The sequence below is a fragment of the Sphingopyxis sp. SCN 67-31 genome (genome assembly GCF_001725095.1).
On sequence record NZ_MEFH01000089.1, the window covers coordinates 19,928 to 40,888 of the forward strand.

Here is a 20,961-nt window from a genome sequence, read left to right on the forward strand (position 1 = left end):
GCCTTGCTTCCGATATTTGACGATTTTCCTGCAACCGATGCGTTCATCCCGCGTTAAGCCCCCGAGTCAAACTTGGAGAGAACTCGATATGCGCAAGATTGTGATCACCCTCGCCGCCGCGTCGGCCCTCGCGCTGGGCGCTTGCCAGAGCCCGCAGGCCGACAAGGTCGAGGATCAGGCCGAAGCCCAGGCGGACGCCATCGACGCCCAGGCCGACGCCATGCCCGAAGGCCCCGCCAAGGAAGCCACCGAGGACAAGGCCGACGCGGTTGAAGCAGCCGGCGAAGCCAAGGCCGACGCGATCGACAACGGAACCGTCGCGCCCCCCCCGGCGACCGTGCCGCCCGTCGACGAGAAGAAATAAGGCGAACGGCTCGCCCAAGGCAAACAAGGGCGCCGGAGGCTTGGCCTCCGGCGCCCTTTGTCATGAACATGACCGCAGCGAAGACCGCCCGGTCGAAGCCGGTCAGTCTTCGTCCTTGTAGATCGCAACCTTGCGCTCGCCGGTGCTGCTCGCCTTGCCGCGATACATGCCCGGCGTGTTGAACGACCAGTCGGCGGTCCCGCCGGGCCCGGTGATGATCACGCCGCCGGTGCCGCCCAGCGCCTCCAGTTCGGCCATGACCGCGTCGGCCGCCTGCCTGGGCGCCTCACCCTTCATCCGGATGCGCGCGCAGATTTCGTGCGCCGCGCCGACGCGGATGAAATATTCCCCCGCGCCGGTCGCCGACACCGCGCAGGCGCGATCGTCGGCATAGGTGCCGGCGCCGATCACCGGCGCGTCGCCGATGCGGCCCCAGCGCTTGCCGGTGAGGCCGCCGGTGGAGGTCGCCGCGGCGACATGCCCCTCGACGTCGACGGCGACGGCGCCCACGGTGCCATATTTGCGATCGACGTCATAGGAACCGAGCTGCTTCGCCTTCATCCGTTCGAGCTGCCGGCGGCGCTCGGGCGTCGCGAACCATTCCGGATCGACCTGCTGCAGGCCCTGCTCGACCGCGAAGCCGTCGGCTCCGGCGCCGCTCAGGAAGACATGCGGGCTCTTTTCCATCACCGCGCGCGCCAGGCTGACCGGATGGCGCGTCCGCGTCACGCCCGTCACCGCGCCCGCCGCCCGGGTGCGGCCATCCATGATCGCGGCGTCGAGTTCGTTGCGCCCCTCCCAGGTGAAGACCGCGCCGCGGCCCGCGTTGAAATGCGGATCGTCCTCGAGCACCTTGATCGCCGCCTCGACCGCATCGAGCGAACTGCCCTTGGCCGCGAGCACCGCACTCCCCGCATCGATCGCGCGGCCGAGCGCAGCGCGAATCTCCTTGTCCTGTTCGGGCGTCAGGCGATCGCGTTCGATCGTGCCGGCACCGCCGTGGATCACGATGGTCCAGCCCGGCGGGGCCGAGGCCTGCGATGGCGACTGAGCCCCGGCGGCCGGCGCGGCGACGAGGGAAAGAGCGCCGAAGAGAGACAGAAAACGCATGCGGGACTCCCCTGTTGCGGTGGACGATCTTCGGACCGGGCGCGCCGTCAGGCGAACAGCCGGTCGGGACGGATATGATGCGGCTCGACGCCATGCTCCGAAAGCAGCCCCGGCCACGGCAGGCCGAACAGCAGCGCCTCCGCCGCCATCGCCATCGCCGGCGACGTCTGGAGGCCGTAGCCGCCCTGCCCCGCCAGCCAGAAAAAGCCGGGTGCGTCGGGGGCGAAACCCGCCGTCGGCACCTTGTCGGCGACGAAACTGCGAAGTCCGGCCCATTTGAGCGCAATCCGGCCCACCGACAGCGTCGTCGCCTCTTCGATGCGCCAGGCGGCGAGCGCCATCTCATAATCTTCGGGCTGGACGTCGCACGGCGGCGACGGCGTGACGTCCATCGGCGACACGAGCAGGCGCCCGGCGTCGGGCAGCATATAAAAGCCGTCGTCCTGAACCGTCTTGAGGAACGGCCAGTCCGCGATCGGGATGCCTTCAGGCGGGTCGAACCCGATGATCGTGCGCCGCAGCGGCGTCAGGCCGAGCGGCCGGACCCCCGCGAGCACCGCCAGTTCGTCGGCCCAGGCGCCCGCCGCGTTGACCACCGTCTTCGCGGCATAGCTTCCTTCGGCCGTGTCGACGATCCACTCCGTGCCGTCGTGCGCGATCCCCGTCACGCCGGCGTTGAAGCGGATCTCACCCCCCGCCGCGCGCAGCGCGCGCGCATTGGCCTGGAGCAGCAGGTCGGCGTCGAGCTTCCGCCCCCGGCACGATCGCCTGCATCTCGTCCGGGCCGACCCGGGCGATGCTGTCCGTGAAGCGGCGCATCTCCGTTTCGAGCGCGACTAGCTCATCCATGTGCTGCGGCGTGGCGATGAACAGCGCCGCCTTTTCCTGCCACAGCGGCACGTCCGAATAGCCGGGCGGCGGATCGGCGAAGAAGAAGCGGCTGGCCGCGGTCAGGCCGCGCACCACATCGTCGCCGATCCCGAAATGATAGAAGGTCGCGCTGCGTCCCGACGAATGATAGCCGAGCGCGCTTTCCCGCTCGAGCAGCACGGTCGGCGCATGCCTTGCGAACAGCGCGGCGGCGGATACGCCCGCGATCCCGCCCCCGATCACCACGATCTCCACGCGCTTCAACGGCTGCTCCTTTTCGTTTCATGCCGGCTGTCCGTCGGCGGGCGGTGGCGCGCGATCAGCGCCCTGACCGCTGCGATGTCGAGCGCCTCGCCGCGCGCCGCCGGCGCTTCCGCCGTCGCCTGCCGCTCGACCGTCGTCGCCATCAGCAGCGAATTGTAGATCGCCTCTTCGGCGGCTTCGGCAGCGGCGACGAACAGCGGCGAGACGGCATCGTTGGACAATTCGGGATAGGCCGCGATCCCGGCGCGCCGCGCGGGCGTACGGCGCACCTCGGCGGCGGTCGAGAAGGCGATGGCATAATCGCCCGAGCCGTTGGAAAAGGCCGATCCGGTTCGCGCCAGCCCGGCGATCGCGCGATGCGCGAGACGGGTCAGGTTGCGGTCGCCGAGCGGCGCGTCGGTCGCGACGACCAGGATGATCGAGCCGTCCGCCGCCGTCCGCTCGCCATGGTCCTTCAGATAATAGCGCCCCAGCGCCCGGCCGACCGGCAGGCCGTCCATGACCAGCGTGCCGCCATAGTTGGTCTGGACGAGGACGCCGACGCGATAGCCGCCCAGCGCCGGCGGCAGGACCCGCGAACTCGTTCCGATCCCGCCCTTCCAGCCGAACGCCATGGTACCGGTGCCCGCGCCGACGCTGCCTTCGGCGACCGGCCCCGGCCGCGCGCCTTCGATCGCCGCGACGACGTCGGCGCGGGTGATCGCCCGCTTGCGGATAGCGTTGAGATGACCGTCGTTGGTTTCGCCCGCCACGGCGTTGACCGACCGCACCGATTCATTCCCCGGCTGGCGCAGCGTCCAGTCGACGATGCCGTCGATCGCCTGCGCGACGTTCAGCGTGTTGGTGAGGACGATCGGCGTCTCGACCTCCCCCAGTTCGGCGACCTGCGTCGTGCCCGCGAATTTCCCGAAGCCGTTCGCGACGACGACGCCCGCCGGCACCTTGTCCTGAAACAGATTGCCACCGTGCGGCAGGATGGCGGTCACGCCCGTGCGGACGTCGGCGCCCTCGATCCGTGTCACCTGTCCGACGCGAATGTCGCCCACGTCGGTAATGGCATTGAGCGGCCCCGGCGCGAACAGGCCGGGCGCGATGCCGATGTCGCGCGCCCGAACGCGCTCCGCGGCGGCGGGAGCCGGCTTTTCCGCATCATGCGCCCACGATCGCCCCAGATCCCCGAAGGCTGCGCAAAGCAGCCCAAGACCGACGAAAGCGGAAAGGCTGCGGGAAACGAAAGATGGACGCAAGGATCGGCTCCGCGGCGGGACAGGAAATTCTGCCTATACGTCCGCGGTCCCATTGGCAAAAGGGATTGCGGACCGCTGGTCCCTCGGCGCGGAGGATCGCAGAGATTTATTAGCTTTTCGGTCGTATCCGCGCGGAAGGGGGGCATCGCTTGCGGCACGCGCGTTTCGACAGGATGAAAAGCGGAAATGCGCGCCCCGCGCGGCGCCGGTCGGCGCGCGCGGTCGACCTCGTCCGCGAGATGGATGCGGACCGGCTGGCGGCGGAATGGGAGCAGCTCGAACCCCGCGGAAACTGGCCGACGCAGACGCGGGATTTCGCGGCGGCGCTCGCTCCCCTCCTGTCAGGCCAGCACCAACAACTGATCGGGGTCCACAGCGGTGTTGCGATCACCGCATTGCTGCCGCTGTGCCGGGACCGGCGCTATTTCGCCCGCTGGCGGATGGCCGGCGCCATCGAATTGTTCGAGCCCGGCGACCTGCTCTGTGCCGACCCGACGGCGGCCGATCCGATCGCCGTCGCGATCCGTGCGGCGCATCACCCGCTATCGCTCGACCGCATTTCCCGGGACTCGCCCCTCGTACCCGCGCTGCGGCGGGCGATGCGGGGCCGCGGCTGGGTATCGGTTCGCCCCGCCATGCCATGCCCGATGATAGCGCTCGGCGAATCGTGGCGCGATCCCGAAAGCCGGTTCAACGCCGGCCGCCGGTCCGATTTTCGGCGCGCGGCGCGGCGCGCCGAAGCGATCGGCCCCGTGACGTTCGAGACGCTGGCCCCGGGCCCGGCGGACTTCGACGCGCTGTTCGACGAAGCGATCGGTGTCGAGCTGCGAAGCTGGAAGCGCGAGGCCGGCAGCGCGCTGGCGGTCGACCGGCGGCGCGAGACCTTCTTTCGCCGCTTCTTCCGTTCGGCTGCGGCGCGCGGCACCTTTCGGCTGTCGTTCATGCGCATCGGCGGGGAGGCGGTGGCGATGCAGCTGGCGCTGCTCTGGGCGGGGCAATACTGGCTGTTCAAGATCGGGCATGACGACCGTTTCGGCAAATGCTCGCCCGGAACCCTGCTGATGCTGCACACGCTGCGCTGGGCGGCCGAGCAGGGGCTCGAAAGCTATGAACTGCTTGGCGAGACCGAGGCGTGGATCACACGCTTCTGGACGCAGGAGCAACGCGATTGCATCCGCGTGCGAACCTATCCCTTCACCCCGCCCGGCCTTGTCGCGCTGCTTGCCGACGGCCTGTTCTGGCTGCGGCATCGACTGGGTAGAGCCGCGCGGTGAAGGAATCGGCCGCCTGGCGTTGGCTGCGCGACCAGCGTTACGCGCTGCCGCGCCGCGCGGCGCGATGGTTGCGGACGCCCGAGCCCGCCGATGCCGCCGCGCTATGCGCGCGGTTGCGGCGGCGGGAGTTCGCGGCGACCGTCGGCTATTTCCAGGACGACGGCGACAACCCGGATACGATCATCGCCGCCTACCGCGCCGCCGCGGCGCGGCTTATCGGCACCGGCGCCTATCTGTCGGTCAAGGCGCCGCCGCTCGGCTTCTGTCCCGCGCGCCTGCGCGCGCTCGCCAACGCGGGCGCGGCCGCAGGAATGCCGCTCATGCTCGACGCCCACGGCCCCGCCGACGCCGAGGCGACGATTGCGGCAACCGAGCAGCTGCTCGCCGACTTTCCGGGGACCGGCTGCGTGCTTCCCGCGCGCTGGCGGCGCAGCTCCGCCGATGCCGTACGCCTTCGCGACACGACGGCGCGCATCCGGATCGTCAAGGGCGAGTGGCCCGATCCCGATGCAGACCCCGCGGATACCGACGCGGCCTATCTGGCGCTGGTGTCGGAATTCGCCGGCCGCACTGCGCCGGTCGCCATCGCGACGCATAGGCCGGCGCTCGCCGCGCAGGCGCTCGACAGGCTGATCGCCGCCGGGACGCCCGTCGAACTCGAACAGCTGCGCGGGCTTCCACGGGCGCGAACGGTCACTATTGCGCGGCAGCGCGGCGTGCCCGTGCGTCTCTATATCCCGTTCGGCCCCGGCTGGTGGCCCTATGCGATCGACAAGGCGCTCGCGCGCCCGTGGCTGCCGCTATGGATGCTGCGCGACATGCTGGGGCTGCGCGATCCGTCCTCAAGCAAAATGGGGCAGCCCGATTAGGGCCGCCCCAGTTGTGTCCGCCGGGGAGAGGGAGAGGGCGGGCCGGAGAATGGTGTCTGGCTTGGGATGATGTCAGCGCGACGCCACCTGGCTGTCGCCCTGGGCTTCGGCCACGCCCGCGATCTTCAGCGCGGTGCGATACTGCTTGGCGGCGGCGCGTTCGTTGCCCGCTTCGCACAGCTTGTTGCCTGCGGCGACGAAGCGCTTTGCGCTGGCCTGCTTGCCGCTCTGGACGGTGTCGGCCGCGCCGCGCGCCTGCTCGGCGAGCGCGGTGCAGCGATAGTCGCCGCTCTGGGGCTGGGCGTGCGCCGGCGCGGTCGAGGCGATCAGGCCGGTGAAGGCAAGCGCCGAAGCCGCGACGATTGCGAAGGCGGAGGGGAAGCGGTTAAAAGAGGAGAGCCGATTGGTCATGGGAGAGATCCTTTCGTTTCGTTGTGCAACTTATTTAGCCGCGCTTGCGCCAATAGATAATCCTCTATAATCTGCAAGTGCTTTGAAGCAGGATTTAACAATCCCTCAGGGGGCGCTCGACGGGATCGAGGCTTTTCTGCGCGTGGCGGAACGGCGAAGCTTCTCCGCCGCCGCTGCGGACCTCGGCGTTTCGCCCTCGGCGATCAGCCAGACAGTGAAGGCGCTGGAAGCGCGGGTCGGTGCCCCGCTGTTCATGCGCACGACACGCAGCGTCGGCCTGACCCAGGCGGGCGAAATGTTCCTCGAACGCGCCGCGCCGGCCTATGCGGGGCTGACCGACGCCTATGAAGCGGCGCGCAACCTGGGCAACCGGCCGGCGGGACGGCTGCGCATCAACCTGATGCGCGGCGCGGTGCAGCCGCTGTTCGAGCCGATCATCGCCGGCTTCTGCGAAGCCTATCCCGATATCGAACTGGAGATTTACGCCGACGACGGACTGGCGGACCTCAGCGCCGGCGGCTTCGATGCGGGCGTCCGGATGGGCGAAACGCTCGACGCCGACGTAATCGCGGTGCGCCTCACCGGACCGTTCCGTTTCGTCGCGGCGGCGGCGCCGGCCTATCTCGACCGCCATGGGCGCCCCGAAACGCCGGAGGATTTGCGCGACCATCGCTGCATCCGCTTTCGCTATGCGACGGGCGGGTTGATGCCATGGACCTTCGAAAGGGGGAATCGCGAATATGAGGTGCCGGTGACTGGGCCGGTGATCGTCAACGACTGGATCGCGGCGATGGTCGCGATGCGCGCGGGGGTGGCGATGGGAATGCTGGCCGAACCCGTTGCAAAAACGATGGTGGCGAGCGGCGATCTGGAACTGGTGCTGACCGAACATGCGAGTTCGACGTCGGGGCTGTTCCTCTATTATCCCAGCCGCAAGCAGGTGATGCCGAAGCTGCGTGCCTTCATCGACCATGTGCGCGAATATCTTCCCGATCAGGTGAACGGCTGATGCCGCATCGGGGCCGTCTCGGCTGGGCGCGGAAACCCTTCCCTTCAACGGCAGCAGAAAAACTGTACTGGCGTTCGCCGTAGAATCGCGGCAGCACCTTCTCAACGAAAACAGTTGGGATGAAATCATGCTTGAACTTTCGGCGCTCGATCCGTCGGCGCTCCTGCCCTTCATCCTGATCGGTTTCGCCGCGCAACTCGTCGACGGCGCGCTCGGCATGGCATTCGGGGTCATCTGCAACACGCTGCTCGTCGCGGTGATGGGCGTGCCCCCGGCCACCGCGTCGGCGCGCGTCCATGTCGTCGAGGTGTTCACGACCGGCGTGTCGGGCATCAGCCACCTGATCCACCGCAACATCGAATGGGGGCTATTCTTCCGCCTGCTCGTTCCCGGGATCATCGGCGGCGTGACCGGCGCCTATCTGCTGTCGTCGATCGACGGCGCGGTGGTCAAGCCGATCGTCCTGACCTATCTGATCCTGGTCGGCGTCTGGCTGCTCGTCCGCGGCCTCCTGTATCCGCCGAAAATCCGCAAGCCCAAGGTGATCGCGCCGCTCGGCCTCGTCGGCGGCTTCCTCGACGCGGCGGGCGGCGGCGGCTGGGGACCGGTCGTCACCTCGAACCTGCTCGTCCAGGGCGCCGAGCCGCGCAAGGTCGTCGGCACGGTGAACAGCGTCGAATTCTTCCTGACCCTAGCGGTATCGGCCACCTTCATCTGGCACCTCGGCTTCGCCGACATCGCGGGCGCGACGCTCGGCCTGTTGATCGGCGGGGTGATCGCGGCACCGATGGGCGCCTTCATGGCCAAGCGCTTCTCGCCCAAGCTGATGCTGATCCTCGTCGGCGTCGTCCTGACGCTGACCAGCGCCTTCGGCCTGTGGCGAGCGCTGATCTGACCGGCGGCGGGGCGGTCCCGGCGCTAGTTCGCCGGCCGCGTCTCGTCGATCTTGTCGACCCATTCGGGGTAGAAGCTGGGTTCGCGCGCCGACCAGCCCGGCGCGGTGGCCGCCGATTCGCCGATCGACTGGAGCAGCGCCTTGCGCTTGTCGGGATGGAGATGCGGCAACGCCGCCGCGGCGCAGAAGGCACCGGGCAGCCAGGGCCGCGCATGCGCGCCGAGCAACCGTTCGTACAGGAAGCGATAGGCCCGGAAACTCGGCAGGCGATCCTGCCCGAGGTCGAAGGCCGACACCGCGACCAGCGGCGCCATGAAGCCCTCCAGCGCGTCGAGCCCGCTATCCTCCGGAATATGCGCGCGGATCGCGCCGAGCCGCCCATAGACCTTCGCCTGCACGCGGATCGCCGCTTCCTCGACCGGATCGCGCGACCAGCGCGCAACCGCGTCGTCGCGCTCCAGCCCGATGTCGAGCGAGCGGCGGATATAGCGCTGGGTGCCCGGAAGGAAGGCGGCGAATTCCCGAATCTCCGCGAGCGACAGATCGCCGGCTGCCGGTCCTGAACGCGTGGCCATGGTCGTGCTCCCGCTAAGCGCCCGGGGAGCCATCCCCCCGGAGGCCTGCACCGCGCACCATGCCACCCGGATGGTTAGCGGTCGGTTAACCATGATGTCGGCGATCGTTCAGCCTGTTGCGACGGGCGTTGCGCGCCGCGATGCCGCGGCCTAATCAACAGGCTGTCCCCGAACAACAAAAGACACGCAGGTCATCCATGTCGCACCAATCGCAGCCGGTCCTGTCCGCCACCGGCCTCTTCACCCCCGCCGAACGCATCAGCAACGAAGAACTGGTGGCCAGCTTCAACCGATATGTCGCGCTCTACAATCGCGACAAGGCGGCGGCGATCGCGGCGGGCGAAATCCCGGCGCTGACCGAATCGAGCGTCGAGTTCATCGAAAAGGCCAGCGGCATCGGGTCGCGCCACGTCGTCGACAAGGCGGGCATTCTCGACCCCGCGCACATGGCGCCGCGGCTGCGCGAGCGCGGCAACGACGAATTGTCGATCCTCGCGGAGATCGGCGTCGCGGCGGCGAAGGACGCGCTGGCCCGCGCGGGGCGCGACGCCGCCGATGTCGATGCGGTGCTGTGCGCGGCGTCGAACATGCAGCGCCCCTATCCCGCGATGGCAATCGAGATTCAGCAGGCGCTCGGCATCGACGGCTTCGCTTTCGACATGAACGTCGCCTGCTCGTCGGCGACCTTCGGCATCCAGACCGCCGCCGACTATGTCCGTGCGGGCCATGCGAAAAGCGTGCTCGTCGTGAACCCCGAAATCTGTTCGGGGCACCTCAACTGGCGCGATCGCGACAGCCATTTCATCTTCGGCGACGTCGCGACCGCGATCCTGATCGAGGACAAGGGCTTGGCGCCCGCGGGGCACTGGGACATCCTCGGCACGAAGTTGAAGACGGTATTCTCGAACAATATCCGCAACAATTTCGGCTTCCTCAACCGTGCCCACGGCGGCATCGACCAGTCGGGACCGAAAACCGACAAGCTGTTCGTCCAGGAAGGCCGCAAGGTGTTCAAGGAAGTCGTCCCGATGGTCGCGGCGATGATCGTCGACGAAATGGCGAAGCTGGGGCTCGAAGGCGCCGACATGCGGCGGCTGTGGCTGCATCAGGCGAACACCAACATGAACCGGCTGATCGCGCAGCGGGTGCTGGGCCACGAAGCGAGCGACGACGAAAGCCCGACCGTGCTCGACACCTATGGCAATACGTCGAGCGCGGGGTCGATCATCGCCTTTCACCTGCATCACGACGACATGCAGGCGGGCGACACCGGCCTCATCTGCTCGTTCGGCGCCGGCTATTCGGCGGGCACGGTGTTCGTCAGAAAGACCTGACCGGCAAGCCCGCCGCCGCCAGCCGCGCATGCGCATCGGCGATCGTCGCCTCGCCGAAGTGGAAGATGCTCGCGGCGAGCACCGCGCTCGCCCCGCCCTCGATCACCCCGGCAACGAGATGGTCGAGGTTGCCGACCCCGCCGCTCGCGATCACCGGCACCGATACCGCATCGGCGATCGCGCGGGTGAGCGCGAGGTCATAGCCGTCCTTCGTGCCGTCGCGGTCCATGCTGGTGACGAGCAGTTCGCCCGCCCCCAGTTCGGCGAGCCGCACCGCATGCGCGACGGCATCGATCCCGGTCGCCCGCCGCCCGCCGTGGGTGAAGATTTCCCATCGCCCCGCCGCGACCTGCCGCGCGTCGATGCTGCCCACCGCGCACTGGCTGCCGAAGCGGTCGGCGATGTCGGCGACCAGTTCGGGGCGCACCACCGCGGCGCTGTTCACCGCGACCTTGTCGGCGCCCGCGAGCAGCAGCGCGCGCGCATCCTCGGCGCTGCGCACCCCACCGCCGACGGTCAGCGGCATGAAGCAGACCTCCGCCGTGCGGGCGACCATGTCGAGCAGGGTGCCGCGCCCCTGATGACTCGCGCTGATGTCGAGGAAGCAAAGTTCGTCGGCGCCCGCAGCGTCGTAAGCGCGCGCAGCCTCAACCGGATCGCCCGCATCGCGCAGGTCGACGAAGTTCACGCCTTTGACGACGCGCCCGTCGGCGACGTCGAGGCAGGGGATGACACGAACGCGGACGGTCATGGAGCCAACCTTCCGTGTTCCCCGGCGAAAGCCGGGGTCCAGAGCGTTACGAAACCGTCGTTGCGCGATAACACCCTGGACCCCGGCTTTCGCCGGGGAACACTGAGAGGCATGGCCTTCATCCCTGCCCCACGGCAATTGCTTCGACCAGATCGAGCCGACCGTCGTAAAGCGCGCGGCCGGTGATGACGCCTTCGATGCCGCTTGCGACATGCGGACGGAGCGCATGGATGTCGCCGATGTCGGCGACTCCGCCCGAAGCGATCACCGGAATCGCGACTGCCTGGGCGAGCGCCACCGTCGCCTCGACATTGCAACCTTTCAGCAGCCCGTCGCGGCCGACGTCAGTAAAGAGCAGCGCCGCGACGCCGGCATCCTCGAACCGCCGCGCAAGGTCTTCGACGCGCACGTCGGACACATCGGCCCAGCCCTCGGTCGCAACCATACCGTCCCTCGCATCGACCCCCACGACGATCCGTCCGGGTAGATCGCGCGCAGCCGATTTGACGAACTCGGGATCTTTCAGCGCGGCGGTGCCGATGATCACGCGCTCGACACCGCGCGCCAGCCAGCGATCGACGCCCGCCCGGTCGCGAATGCCGCCGCCGACCTGCACCTTGCCTGGAAACGCGGCGATGATGCTCTCGACCGCCGCGCCGTTGACGCTTTCCCCTGCGAAAGCGCCGTCGAGGTCGACGACATGCAGCCAGTCCGCGCCCGCCGCGGCGAACAGCCGCGCCTGCGCCGCCGGATCGTCGCCGTAAACTGTCGCGCGCGCCATGTCGCCCTCGGCCAGCCGCACCACCTGTCCGCCCTTCAGGTCGATCGCGGGGAAGATCGTCAGGGCCGCCATGCGAGAAATCTTTCGAGGGTGGCGAGGCCATAGGCCTGGCTCTTTTCGGGGTGAAACTGGACGCCGACGATATTGCCCCGCGCCACGGCGGCGGTGAAGGTCCCGCCATGGCTGCTCGTCGCCGCGACATGCACCGCATCGGCGAAATGATAGCCGTGGAGATAATAGGCCTCGCCCGCCGCGATCACCGGATGCGCCACCGTGGGAACGACATCGTTCCAGCCCATATGCGGAATGCGAAGCCCCGGCGCGGGCGCGAAGGCGCGCACCGTCCCGCCGATCCAGCCGAGACCCTTGTGCGTGCCATGCTCTTCGCCCGCGTCGGCGAGCAATTGCATGCCGACGCAGATGCCGAGGAACGGCACGCCGTCGCCACGCACGCGCCAGCCCATCGCCTCGACCAGCCCGTCGATGGCTGAAAGGCCGTTCATGCACGAAGCGAACGCCCCGACGCCGGGCAGCACGATGCGGTCGGCCTTGGCCACGACATCGGGATCGGCGGTGACGGCGACATTGTCCGCGCCTGCCGCGACGAGCGCATTATGCACCGAGCGAAGATTGCCTGCGCCATAGTCGATCAGGGCAATCACGCTCATGGACGGCTCCTAGAGCACACCCTTGGTCGACGGGATCGCGTCGCCCTTGCGCGGGTCGATCTCGACCGCCTGGCGCAGTGCACGCGCCAGCGCCTTGTACATGCTCTCGGCGATATGGTGGTTGTTCTCGCCATAGAGGGTTTCGATGTGCAGCGTGATCCCGGCGGCCTGCGCGAAGCTGGCGAACCAGTGCGGGAACAGCTCGGTATCCATCTCGCCGAGCCGCGGCTGCGAGAAACCCGAGTTCCAGACGCAGTGCGGCCGCCCCGAAATGTCGAGGATGCAGCGCGTCAGCGTCTCGTCCATCGGCGCATGCGCCTCGCCATAGCGGGCGATGCCGCGCTTGTCGCCGAGCGCCCTGGCCACCGCATCGCCCAGCGCGAGCGCCGAATCCTCTACCGTGTGGTGCTGGTCGATGTGCAGGTCGCCCTTCACCGTCATCGAAATGTCGATCAGCGAATGGCGCGACAGTTGCTCGATCATGTGGTCGAGAAAGCCGATGCCGGTCGATACCGAATAGGTGCCGCTGCCGTCGAGATCGACGGTGATCGCGATATCGGTTTCCCTGGTCGTGCGCTGGACAGAGGCGGTTCGCATGGCCGACGCCATAGCAGCGACTTTTCGCGTTGCAAGGCGACTCTCCGCTCTCGACCCCCCTTGACCATCGCCCGCGCGCCGTTCATCCCCCTCGCCCATGAGTGACGAAGTCCGCGACAGCCTGATTCCCTATGACGAGATCGTGCAGGACGCCCTGCGCGCCGTGGTCGGCCGCGTGCTGTCGCAGATCGTCGGATCGGACAGCCTGCCCGGCGAGCATCATTTCTATATCACCTTCAAGACGCAGGCGCCGGGCGTGTCGATCCCCGCGCATCTGGTCGCCAAGTTCCCCGACGAAATGACGATCGTGCTCCAGAACCGCTTCTGGGACCTGAAGGTCGAATCGGATCATTTCAGCGTCGGCCTGTCGTTCAACCAGACGCCGTCGATGTTGGTGATCCCCTATGCGGCGATCACCGCCTTCGTCGATCCATCGGTCGATTTCGGGCTCCAGTTCCAGGTCAGCGACGAGGATATGGAAGCGCCCGAACCGCATGACGAAGCCCATAACGACCGCCCCGACGTATCGGCCGAGGACGGGTCGAACGTGGTGACCGTGGACTTCGGCAAGAAGAAATAGCGCCGTGGCCGACAACTGGCCGCCATCGCGCTTCTGGCAATATTGGGCCCTTGCGGGCATGGTCGTGCTGACCGCCGCCTTCTGGTGGGGGGTCGAGGGCTATGCCTTGTTCGAGGGGCCCTATCCCCGCGGGCAGATCGCCGACGGGCTGCTGCGCTTCAGCCTGCTGGTGCTGACCCCGGCGCTGGTGCTGGTCTGGATCGTCGCCGCCTGGCTGCGCGCGCGGGTCGGCGAGCGCGGTTTCTGGAAGCTGCTCAGCCTCGTCGCGCTGATCTGGGCCGGGGCGGTGATGGTGACGAGGATATTGATCCTATGAGCGACACGCGGATCGAAAGCGACAGCCTGGGCGAGATCGCGGTGCCCGCCGACGCCTATTGGGGCGCGCAGACGCAGCGGTCGATCGAGAATTTCCCCTTCGGCGCGCGCGAGCGGATGCCGGTCGGGATCGTCCACGCGCTCGCGCTGGTCAAGCAGGCGGCGGCGCGGGTCAACCGCCGCCACGGCCTGTCCGCCGAAAAAGCCGACGCGATCGAGGCCGCTGCCGCCGAAGTCGCCGCCGGCGAGCATGACGACCAGTTCCCGCTCGTCATCTGGCAGACGGGCAGCGGCACCCAGAGCAACATGAACGCCAACGAGGTGATCGCCGGCCGCGCCAACGAGATGCTGACCGGCACGCGCGGCGGCAAGGTGCCGGTGCATCCCAACGACGACGTCAACCGCGGCCAGTCGTCGAACGACAGCTTTCCGACCGCGATGCACGTCGCCGCGACGCTGGCGATGCGCAGCCGCCTGCTGCCGGCGCTCGACGTGCTGATCGAGGCGCTGCGCGCCAAGGCGGAGGCGTGGGACGATATCGTCAAGATCGGCCGCACCCATCTGCAGGATGCGACGCCGCTGACGCTGGGGCAGGAATTTTCGGGCTATCACGCCCAGCTGCTTCTGTGCCGGACGCGCACCGAACCGCTGGTGCAGCATGCCCTGCCGCATCTCGCGCAGGGCGGGACCGCGGTCGGCACCGGGCTGAACGCCCCCGCGGGCTTCGCCGGGGATTTCGCGGCCGAGATGACCGCGATCACCGGCGTCGCCTTCGCAAGCGCTCCGAACAAGTTCGAGGCGCTGGCGAGTCACGACATGCTGGTCGACCTGTCGGGGCGGCTGAACACGCTCGCGGTCGCGCTGACCAAGATCGCCAACGACATCCGTCTGCTCGGTTCCGGCCCGCGCGCCGGGCTGGGCGAGATCGACCTGCCCGCGAATGAGCCCGGCAGCTCGATCATGCCGGGCAAGGTCAACCCGACCCAGTGCGAGATGTTGACGATGGTCGCGGCGCAGGTGATCGGCAATCATCAGGCGGTGACCGTCGGCGGGATGCAGGGGCATCTCGAACTCAATGTCTTCAAGCCGCTGATCGGCGCCAATGTGCTGCGCTCGATCGACCTGCTCGCGACCGGCATGGAAAGCTTCGCGACCCGCTGCGTCGCCGGGATCGAGCCGAACCGCCCGCGAATCGCCGAACTGGTCGAGCGCTCGCTGATGCTCGTCACCGCGCTGGCGCCCGAGATCGGCTATGACAACGCGGCAATGATCGCAAAACACGCGCACAAAACCGGCTCGACCCTGCGCGAGGCGGCGCTGGCGCTGGGTTTCGTCGATGCGGCGACCTTCGACCGGGTCGTCGACCCGCGCCATATGCTCGGTCCGGAACCCGAAGGCCGCGTCGCGGATTGATGGGGGAGGAAGGATCGTGAAGATGATGGGACGGATCGTCGGCGGCGTGCTCGGCAGCGCGATCGGGCGCCGCAAGAATAATCACCCGGTCGCAGGTGCCGTGATCGGCGCCGGGACGTTGTTCGTGGCGCGGCGGATGTTCCCGCAACGCTATGCCGTGCTCGCCGCGACCGCGGCCGCCGCCTACCTCACCAAGAAATGGGCCGACCGCGCCGAACAGCGCCGCGCCGCCGAGGAAGCGCATCGCATCGGCGACCGGCTGGCGCGCGAAGGCGTGGTCGACAGCTATGCCGGTATCGACAGCGCGGCGTCCGACGGCGAACAGCTCGGCGATGCCCTGCCCCCGGCGCTGCCGGTCGAAACGAATGGGCAGCCGTCGGTTCACTAAAACCGCTTCGTTATCGAAGATCAGCCCGCCTGCCAGTCCTTGATCGCCTCCACCGGCGAGACGAGCATCAGGACGTTGAGCGTCAGATTGTCGCGGATCGCGAACAGGGTGAACAATTCGAAGGCGATCGCAACGGCGACGGTCGTCTGCCAGCGCATCCGGCTCGCGGCGAGGAAGCCGAGCAGCATGAACGCCGCATCGCTCACCGAATTGAGCACCGAATCGCCCGCATAGCCATAGGCCATCGTCACCTCGCGATAACGGTCGATGATGATCGGCGAATTTTCGAGAATCTCCCACGCCCCTTCGATTCCGATCGCGACGGCGAGCGCGATCCACAGCGGCGCGCGCGGCATCAGCCAGCGCGACAGGCCATAGAAGAGGAAGCCGTGGATAACGTGGCTGAAGCTGTACCAATCCGAAATCTGCTGGCTGTTCTGGTTCGACTGGACGACCCCGTGCCACAGGCTGACGGTACCGCACGGACAGATCGGCGGGCGTCCCATCGCGATCAGGATCGCGGCGAGCAAGGTCAGCAGCGCGGCCGCGACCAGCCAACCTCTGCGCGTCATTCCCGCCATGATGCCCCTTCCCGCTTGACCGGCGCCCGCGCGCGCGCAATGAGCCCGCATGGCTGACAGCGTCCATCTTCACCGCCGCGGCGTGCTCTTCATTCTGTCGTCGCCTTCGGGCGCGGGCAAGACCACGATTTCGAAAAAGATGCTCGCCGCCGATCCCGACATCGCGCCGTCGATCTCCGCGACCACGCGGCCGATGCGCCCGGGCGAGCGCGACGGGGTCGATTATCATTTCGTCGATGTCGAAACCTTCAAGCAGATGGCCGCCGACGGCGAATTCCTCGAATGGGCGCATGTCTTCGGCCATCGCTACGGCACGCCGCGCGGGCCGGTCGAGGACCTGCTCGCCGCGGGCAAGGACGTGCTGTTCGACATCGACTGGCAGGGGGCGCAGCAGCTCTATCAGGAAGCCGGCCCCGACGTGGTGCGCGTGTTCATCCTGCCGCCGACGATGGCGGAACTCGAACGCCGGCTGCGGTCGCGCGGGACCGACAGCGACGAGGTGATCGCGGCGCGCATGGCGCGCGCGGCGAACGAGATCAGCCACTGGGACGGCTATGACTATGTGCTGATCAACGACGATGTCGAAGGCTGTTTCGATGAGGTGAAGGCGATCCTGCGCGCCGAACGGCTGAAGCGCCGCCGCCAGATCGGCCTGATCGGCTTCGCCCGCGACCTGATCCGATCGGTGCCCGAGGCGGACAAGAAGCTTTAATAGCGCTAGGCTCCGTCCTCCGTTCATCGTCACCCCGGATCAAGTCCGGGATGACGAAGGTCAGGCCAGATCGCTAAATCGGCCTAGCCAGATTCGCCTCCAGCTCCGCGACCATCTCCGCGCGCAGCGGCTTCGCCTCGCCGTCGGTGCGGCAGACGACGACGGTGTCGCAGGTCGCGATCGCGCGGCCGTTCTGGAACATCGCCTGGATGAGCGTCCAGCTCGACGTGCCGATGCGGCCGATGCCGGTCGCGATCTCGACGGGATCGGGGAAATTGCCCTCGGCCAGATAGTTGATCTCGACCGCGGCGACCATCATGCGTTCGTTCGCCGCACGCTCGCCCTGCGCGCGCAGGCGCCAGTTGAGCAGGACGCGGCCGCTTTCGAACAGCGCCGCGAAGGCCACGTTGTTGAGGTGGCCGTTGACGTCCATGTCCTGGAACCGCGTCTGGAATGTTTCGCAGACGGGGTAGCTGGCGGCATCGAGCCGCCAGCCTTCCGGTTTGGCCATATCAGCGCGGCGCCATGCGGATGCCGCCGTCGAGGCGGACGTCCTCGCCGTTGAAATAGCCGTTCTCGATCATGCAGAGCGCGAGGGTGGCATATTCGTCCGGATTGCCGAGCCGCTTCGGATTGAGCACCGAGGCGGCGAGCGCGTCGCGGACATTCTGCGGCGCGGCGCCGAGCAACGGGGTGTCGAAGATGCCCGGCAGGATGGTGTTCACGCGGATATTCTCGCTCGCGAGGTCGCGCGCGACGGGCAGCGTCATGCCGACGACCCCGCCCTTCGAAGCCGAATAGGCGGCCTGGCCGATCTGGCCGTCCTCGGCCGCGACCGAAGCCGTGTTGACGATCGCGCCGCGCTCGCCGTCCGCCATTGGGTCGAGCGTCATCATGCCCGCGGCCGACTTGGCGATGCAGCGGAAGGTGCCGACGAGGTTGATCTGGATGATCCAGTTGAAGGCGTCGAGCGGGAAATGCCTGATGCTGCCGTCTTCCTTGCTGCGGCTCGCGGTCTTGATCGCATTGCCGGTGCCCGCGCAGTTGACGAGGATGCGCTCCTGCCCGATCGCGGCGCGCGCCTTGGCGAAGGCGGCATCGACCGACGCGTCGTCGGTGACGTTGCATTCGCAGAAGACGCCGCCCAGTTCCTCGGCGATCGCCTTGCCCTTTTCTTCCTGAAGGTCGAAGATCGCGACCTTGACGCCCTTCGCGGCAAGCGCGCGCGCGGTGGCGGCGCCGAGGCCCGAGGCGCCCCCGGTGACGACGGCGGATACGGTGGAATCGAGTTTCATGGGTTTCTCCTGACTAAAGCCCCTCCCCTTCAGGGGAGGAGTTGGGGTGGGGGGTCGCAGGATGGAACGAGACCGCTTGGTCCACCCCGCTGCGACTAGGGAACAAGTTCCCAAGTCTCGCTGCCCCTCCCGCAAGCGGGAGGGGCTTTGAAAGCTTTACAGCCGCTCGACGATGGTGACGTTCGCCTGGCCGCCGCCTTCGCACATCGTCTGAAGGCCGTATTTGCCGCCCCGGGCATCGAGCACGCCGAGCAGCGTCGCCATCAGCTTCGCGCCGGTGGCGCCGAGCGGGTGGCCGAGCGCGATGGCGCCGCCGTGGACGTTGAGCCGCGCGGGATCGGCATCAAGATACTTGAGCCACGCGAGCGGCACCGGCGCGAACGCCTCGTTGACCTCATAGGCATCGATGTCGCCGATCTTGAGCCCCGCCTTCTTCAAGGCCTTTTCGGTCGCAAACAGCGGTTCCTCGAGCATGATGACCGGATCGCCCGCCGTCACCGACAGGTGATGGATGCGCGCGCGCGGGGTCAGACCATGATCCTTGAGCGCCTGTTCGGACACGACCAGCACCGCCGAGGCGCCGTCGCAGATCTGGCTCGACGTCGCCGCGGTGATCGTGCCGCCTTCCTGGAGCAGCTTGACCCCGGCGATGCTTTCGAGCGTCGCGTCGTGGCGGATGCCCTCATCGGCCTTGTGCCATTCCTTGCCGTCGGCGGTCTCGATCTCGACCGGAACGATCTCCCGATCGAACAGGCCCGCCTCGGTCGCCGCCTTGGCGCGGCGGTGGCTTTCGAGCGCGAAGGCGTCGAGGTCGGCCTTGGTGAAGCCGTGCTTCTTGACGATCATCTCGGCGCCCATGAACTGGCTGAACATGATGCCGGGATATTTCTCTTCGAGCCGCGGCGATTTGTAGTTGCCGAGCCCCTCCTTCATGAACAGCGTCGCGACGCTGCCCATCGGCACCCGCGTCATGCTCTCGATGCCGCTCGCCAGCACGACGTCCTGCGTGCCAGACATCACCGCCTGCGCCGCGAACATCACCGCCTGCTGCGACGAGCCGCACTGGCGGTCGATGGTGACCGCAGGGATGCTGTCGGGAAGCTTCGACGCGAGCACCGCATTGCGGCCGAGGTCCATCGTCTGCTGCCCGCCTTGCGACACGCAGCCGGTGATGACGTCCTCGATCACGCTGGTGTCGAAATCGTTGCGGTCGGCGATCGCGTCGAACACCGCTGCGCCGAGGTCGACGGGGTGGACACCGGCCAGCCGGCCGCCGCGGCGGCCGCCGGCGGTGCGGACGGCGTCTACGATATAAGCTGTAGCCATGGAGAATTCCTTTCTTGATCCCCCTCCCGCAGGCGGGAGGGGTTAGGGGTGAGCGCGAGCGGAGCGAGCATCCGGGGGTGAGATGGTCCACCCCGCTGCGACCAGGGAGCAAGCTCCCAGATCTCGCTGCCCCGCCCGCTTGCGGGCGGGGAAATCAGAGCTTCCGCCCGATCAGTTCCTTCATGATCTCGTTCGTTCCGCCGAAGATGCGCGTCACGCGCGCGGCGCGCCACGCGCGGGCGATCGGATATTCGTTCATGTAACCCGCGCCGCCGTGAAGCTGGAGGCACTTGTCCATCACCTCCCATTGCAGGTCGGTGTGCCACAGCTTCGCCGCGGCGCCTTCCTCCGGCGTCAATTCCTTCTTCATGTGGCGCGCGAGCGCCCAGTCGAGGTGCGCCCAGCCGACCTGCAGCTTCGCCTTGAGGTCGGCGAGAACGAAGCGGCTGTTCTGGAAATCGAGGATCGGCTTGCCGAACGCCTTGCGGTCGCGCGTATATTCGACGGTATCGTCGAACGCGCGCTGCGCCGAGGCTTGCGCGCTCACCGCGATCGAAAGGCGTTCCTGCGGCAGTTCGCTCATCAGATAGATGAAGCCCTGCCCCTCGTCGCCGAGGCAGTTGGTGATCGGCACGCGCACGTCGTTGAAGAAGAGTTCCGACGTGTCGGCTTCGTCCTGCCCGATCTTGTCGAGGTTGCGGCCGCGCTGGAACCCTTCGCGCTCCGCCTCGACGAGGATGATCGATACGCCCTTCCACGCCGGCTGCACATCGGTGTCGGTCTTGGCGCAGACGAGGATCAGGTCGGCGTTCTGGCCGTTGGTGATATAGGTCTTCGACCCGTTGATGACATAGTGATTGCCGTCCTTCTTCGCGGTCGTGCGCATCCCCTGAAGGTCGCTGCCGGTGCCCGGTTCGGTCATCGCGATCGCGGTGACGACCTCGCCCGCGACCATCTTGGGCAGCCAGTGCTTCTTCTGCTCCTCGCTGCCGTAGCGGACGATATAGTTGGCGACGATGTCCGACTGGAGCGAGAAGCCCGTGGTCACGCGGCCGTAATAGGCGCTTTCCTCGTCGACGATGGCGTTATAGCCGAAGTCGAGGCCAAGCCCGCCATATTCCTCCGGCACCGTCGGGCACAGCATCCCGATCTCGCCCGCCTTGGGCCACAGCGCCTTGGGGACGATGCCGTCCTCGGCCCATTTCGCCTGGTTGGGGGCGACTTCCTTTTCGAGAAACTGGCGAACCGTCGCGCGGAACGCTTCATGGTCCTCGGTATAAGCGGTGCGCGACAGATGATCGAGCGACATGGGTCTTCCTTTCCTGAGGGCGG

General features: G+C 67.7%; 24 protein-coding genes and 1 pseudogene. 11 read left to right on the plus strand and 14 right to left on the minus strand.

The window, feature by feature from the left end; all coding sequences use genetic code 11:
• The first annotated feature begins 88 nt into the window (after positions 1–88).
• Positions 89–364 carry a hypothetical protein gene (locus ABS88_RS18205; RefSeq protein WP_067106103.1) on the plus strand — a complete coding sequence of 92 codons (276 nt, stop codon included), beginning with the start codon at positions 89–91 and terminating at the stop codon, positions 362–364.
• A gap of 102 nt (positions 365–466) precedes the next feature.
• On the opposite strand, the gene ABS88_RS18210 is transcribed toward ABS88_RS18205, so the two are convergent.
• The 3 genes and pseudogenes from ABS88_RS18210 to ABS88_RS18220 all read right to left on the minus strand — a co-directional run bounded on the left by ABS88_RS18210 (position 467) and on the right by ABS88_RS18220 (position 3,855).
• Positions 467–1,474, minus strand: coding sequence for an isoaspartyl peptidase/L-asparaginase family protein (locus tag ABS88_RS18210; RefSeq protein WP_286750270.1), 1,008 nt, complete (start codon positions 1,472–1,474; stop codon positions 467–469).
• Between the two features lie 47 nt (positions 1,475–1,521).
• Positions 1,522–2,599 (minus strand): annotated as a pseudogene (locus ABS88_RS18215) (NAD(P)/FAD-dependent oxidoreductase).
• 5 nt (positions 2,600–2,604) lie between these two features.
• The gene (locus ABS88_RS18220; protein ID WP_353745110.1) at positions 2,605–3,855 is read right to left on the minus strand and encodes a P1 family peptidase; all 1,251 of its coding nucleotides are present in this window, start codon (positions 3,853–3,855) and stop codon (positions 2,605–2,607) included.
• Between the two features lie 173 nt (positions 3,856–4,028).
• On the opposite strand from ABS88_RS18220, the gene ABS88_RS18225 reads away from it, so the two are divergent.
• The gene (locus tag ABS88_RS18225) at positions 4,029–5,129 is read left to right on the plus strand and encodes a GNAT family N-acetyltransferase (protein ID WP_286750271.1); all 1,101 of its coding nucleotides are present in this window, start codon (positions 4,029–4,031) and stop codon (positions 5,127–5,129) included.
• On the plus strand, positions 5,126–5,998 hold the full coding sequence (locus ABS88_RS18230) for a proline dehydrogenase family protein (protein WP_286750272.1): 873 nt from the start codon (positions 5,126–5,128) through the stop codon (positions 5,996–5,998). The genes ABS88_RS18225 and ABS88_RS18230 overlap by 4 nt, the downstream gene beginning before the upstream one ends.
• Positions 5,999–6,070: 72 nt before the next feature.
• On the opposite strand, the gene ABS88_RS18235 is transcribed toward ABS88_RS18230, so the two are convergent.
• Positions 6,071–6,409, minus strand: a complete 339-nt coding sequence (locus ABS88_RS18235; RefSeq protein WP_067106095.1) for a hypothetical protein — start codon at positions 6,407–6,409, stop codon at positions 6,071–6,073.
• Positions 6,410–6,491: 82 nt separating this feature from the next.
• Here ABS88_RS18235 and ABS88_RS18240 point away from each other — a divergent pair, with 82 nt between their 5' ends.
• A complete protein-coding gene (locus tag ABS88_RS18240; RefSeq protein ID WP_067106093.1) occupies positions 6,492–7,418 on the plus strand; it encodes a LysR family transcriptional regulator in 927 nt (308 codons plus the stop codon).
• Positions 7,419–7,545: 127 nt separating this feature from the next.
• Positions 7,546–8,313, plus strand: coding sequence for a sulfite exporter TauE/SafE family protein (locus tag ABS88_RS18245; RefSeq protein WP_212598465.1), 768 nt, complete (start codon positions 7,546–7,548; stop codon positions 8,311–8,313).
• A gap of 23 nt (positions 8,314–8,336) precedes the next feature.
• Here ABS88_RS18245 and ABS88_RS18250 read toward each other — a convergent pair whose 3' ends face one another.
• Positions 8,337–8,888, minus strand: a complete 552-nt coding sequence (locus ABS88_RS18250; protein WP_067186073.1) for a hypothetical protein — start codon at positions 8,886–8,888, stop codon at positions 8,337–8,339.
• Between the two features lie 197 nt (positions 8,889–9,085).
• Here ABS88_RS18250 and ABS88_RS18255 point away from each other — a divergent pair, with 197 nt between their 5' ends.
• The gene (locus ABS88_RS18255) at positions 9,086–10,222 is read left to right on the plus strand and encodes a beta-ketoacyl-ACP synthase III (protein WP_286750273.1); all 1,137 of its coding nucleotides are present in this window, start codon (positions 9,086–9,088) and stop codon (positions 10,220–10,222) included.
• Here ABS88_RS18255 and hisF read toward each other — a convergent pair.
• From hisF to hisB, 4 genes are all read right to left on the minus strand, one after another.
• Entirely contained in the window at positions 10,209–10,973 is a 765-nt protein-coding gene (gene hisF / locus ABS88_RS18260; protein ID WP_067106085.1) for an imidazole glycerol phosphate synthase subunit HisF, read from the minus strand. The two genes, ABS88_RS18255 and hisF, sit on opposite strands and share 14 nt — an antisense overlap.
• A 118-nt stretch (positions 10,974–11,091) precedes the next feature.
• The gene (gene hisA, locus ABS88_RS18265) at positions 11,092–11,826 is read right to left on the minus strand and encodes a 1-(5-phosphoribosyl)-5-[(5-phosphoribosylamino)methylideneamino]imidazole-4-carboxamide isomerase (RefSeq protein WP_067106083.1); all 735 of its coding nucleotides are present in this window, start codon (positions 11,824–11,826) and stop codon (positions 11,092–11,094) included.
• A complete protein-coding gene (gene hisH, locus ABS88_RS18270) occupies positions 11,814–12,422 on the minus strand; it encodes an imidazole glycerol phosphate synthase subunit HisH (protein WP_067186077.1) in 609 nt (202 codons plus the stop codon). Before hisH ends, hisA begins: the two co-directional genes overlap by 13 nt.
• 9 nt (positions 12,423–12,431) lie before the next feature.
• On the minus strand, positions 12,432–13,019 hold the full coding sequence (hisB, locus tag ABS88_RS18275) for an imidazoleglycerol-phosphate dehydratase HisB (RefSeq protein WP_067106177.1): 588 nt from the start codon (positions 13,017–13,019) through the stop codon (positions 12,432–12,434).
• 97 nt (positions 13,020–13,116) lie between these two features.
• On the opposite strand from hisB, the gene ABS88_RS18280 reads away from it, so the two are divergent.
• Genes ABS88_RS18280 through ABS88_RS18295 form a run of 4 tightly spaced genes read left to right on the plus strand, consistent with a single transcriptional unit; the run spans position 13,117 to position 15,715 of the window.
• Complete coding sequence (locus ABS88_RS18280; protein ID WP_067106079.1) at positions 13,117–13,599, plus strand: SspB family protein; 483 nt, start codon at positions 13,117–13,119, stop codon at positions 13,597–13,599.
• Positions 13,600–13,603: 4 nt separating this feature from the next.
• Positions 13,604–13,915 carry a hypothetical protein gene (locus ABS88_RS18285; RefSeq protein WP_067106077.1) on the plus strand — a complete coding sequence of 104 codons (312 nt, stop codon included), beginning with the start codon at positions 13,604–13,606 and terminating at the stop codon, positions 13,913–13,915.
• Positions 13,912–15,327 (plus strand): class II fumarate hydratase, encoded by a 1,416-nt coding sequence (gene fumC / locus ABS88_RS18290; RefSeq protein WP_067186079.1) that lies wholly within the window; start codon positions 13,912–13,914, stop codon positions 15,325–15,327. Before ABS88_RS18285 ends, fumC begins: the two co-directional genes overlap by 4 nt.
• A 22-nt stretch (positions 15,328–15,349) precedes the next feature.
• Positions 15,350–15,715, plus strand: coding sequence for a hypothetical protein (locus tag ABS88_RS18295; protein ID WP_067106073.1), 366 nt, complete (start codon positions 15,350–15,352; stop codon positions 15,713–15,715).
• A gap of 20 nt (positions 15,716–15,735) precedes the next feature.
• Here the strand turns inward: ABS88_RS18295 and ABS88_RS18300 are convergent, their stop codons facing one another.
• Entirely contained in the window at positions 15,736–16,287 is a 552-nt protein-coding gene (locus ABS88_RS18300; protein WP_148650921.1) for a DUF2585 domain-containing protein, read from the minus strand.
• Between the two features lie 58 nt (positions 16,288–16,345).
• Between ABS88_RS18300 and gmk the strand changes: the two genes are divergently transcribed.
• Positions 16,346–17,008 (plus strand): guanylate kinase, encoded by a 663-nt coding sequence (gmk, locus tag ABS88_RS18305; protein WP_067186083.1) that lies wholly within the window; start codon positions 16,346–16,348, stop codon positions 17,006–17,008.
• Positions 17,009–17,081: 73 nt separating this feature from the next.
• On the opposite strand, the gene ABS88_RS18310 is transcribed toward gmk, so the two are convergent.
• The 4 genes from ABS88_RS18310 to ABS88_RS18325 form a co-directional block, all read right to left on the minus strand.
• Positions 17,082–17,519, minus strand: a complete 438-nt coding sequence (locus tag ABS88_RS18310; RefSeq protein WP_067106066.1) for an acyl-CoA thioesterase — start codon at positions 17,517–17,519, stop codon at positions 17,082–17,084.
• Between the two features lies 1 nt (position 17,520).
• A complete protein-coding gene (locus ABS88_RS18315) occupies positions 17,521–18,303 on the minus strand; it encodes an SDR family NAD(P)-dependent oxidoreductase (protein WP_067186085.1) in 783 nt (260 codons plus the stop codon).
• Between the two features lie 156 nt (positions 18,304–18,459).
• Entirely contained in the window at positions 18,460–19,629 is a 1,170-nt protein-coding gene (locus ABS88_RS18320) for an acetyl-CoA C-acetyltransferase (RefSeq protein ID WP_067186087.1), read from the minus strand.
• A gap of 154 nt (positions 19,630–19,783) precedes the next feature.
• A complete protein-coding gene (locus ABS88_RS18325) occupies positions 19,784–20,938 on the minus strand; it encodes an acyl-CoA dehydrogenase family protein (RefSeq protein ID WP_067186089.1) in 1,155 nt (384 codons plus the stop codon).
• Positions 20,939–20,961: the final 23 nt, after the last annotated feature.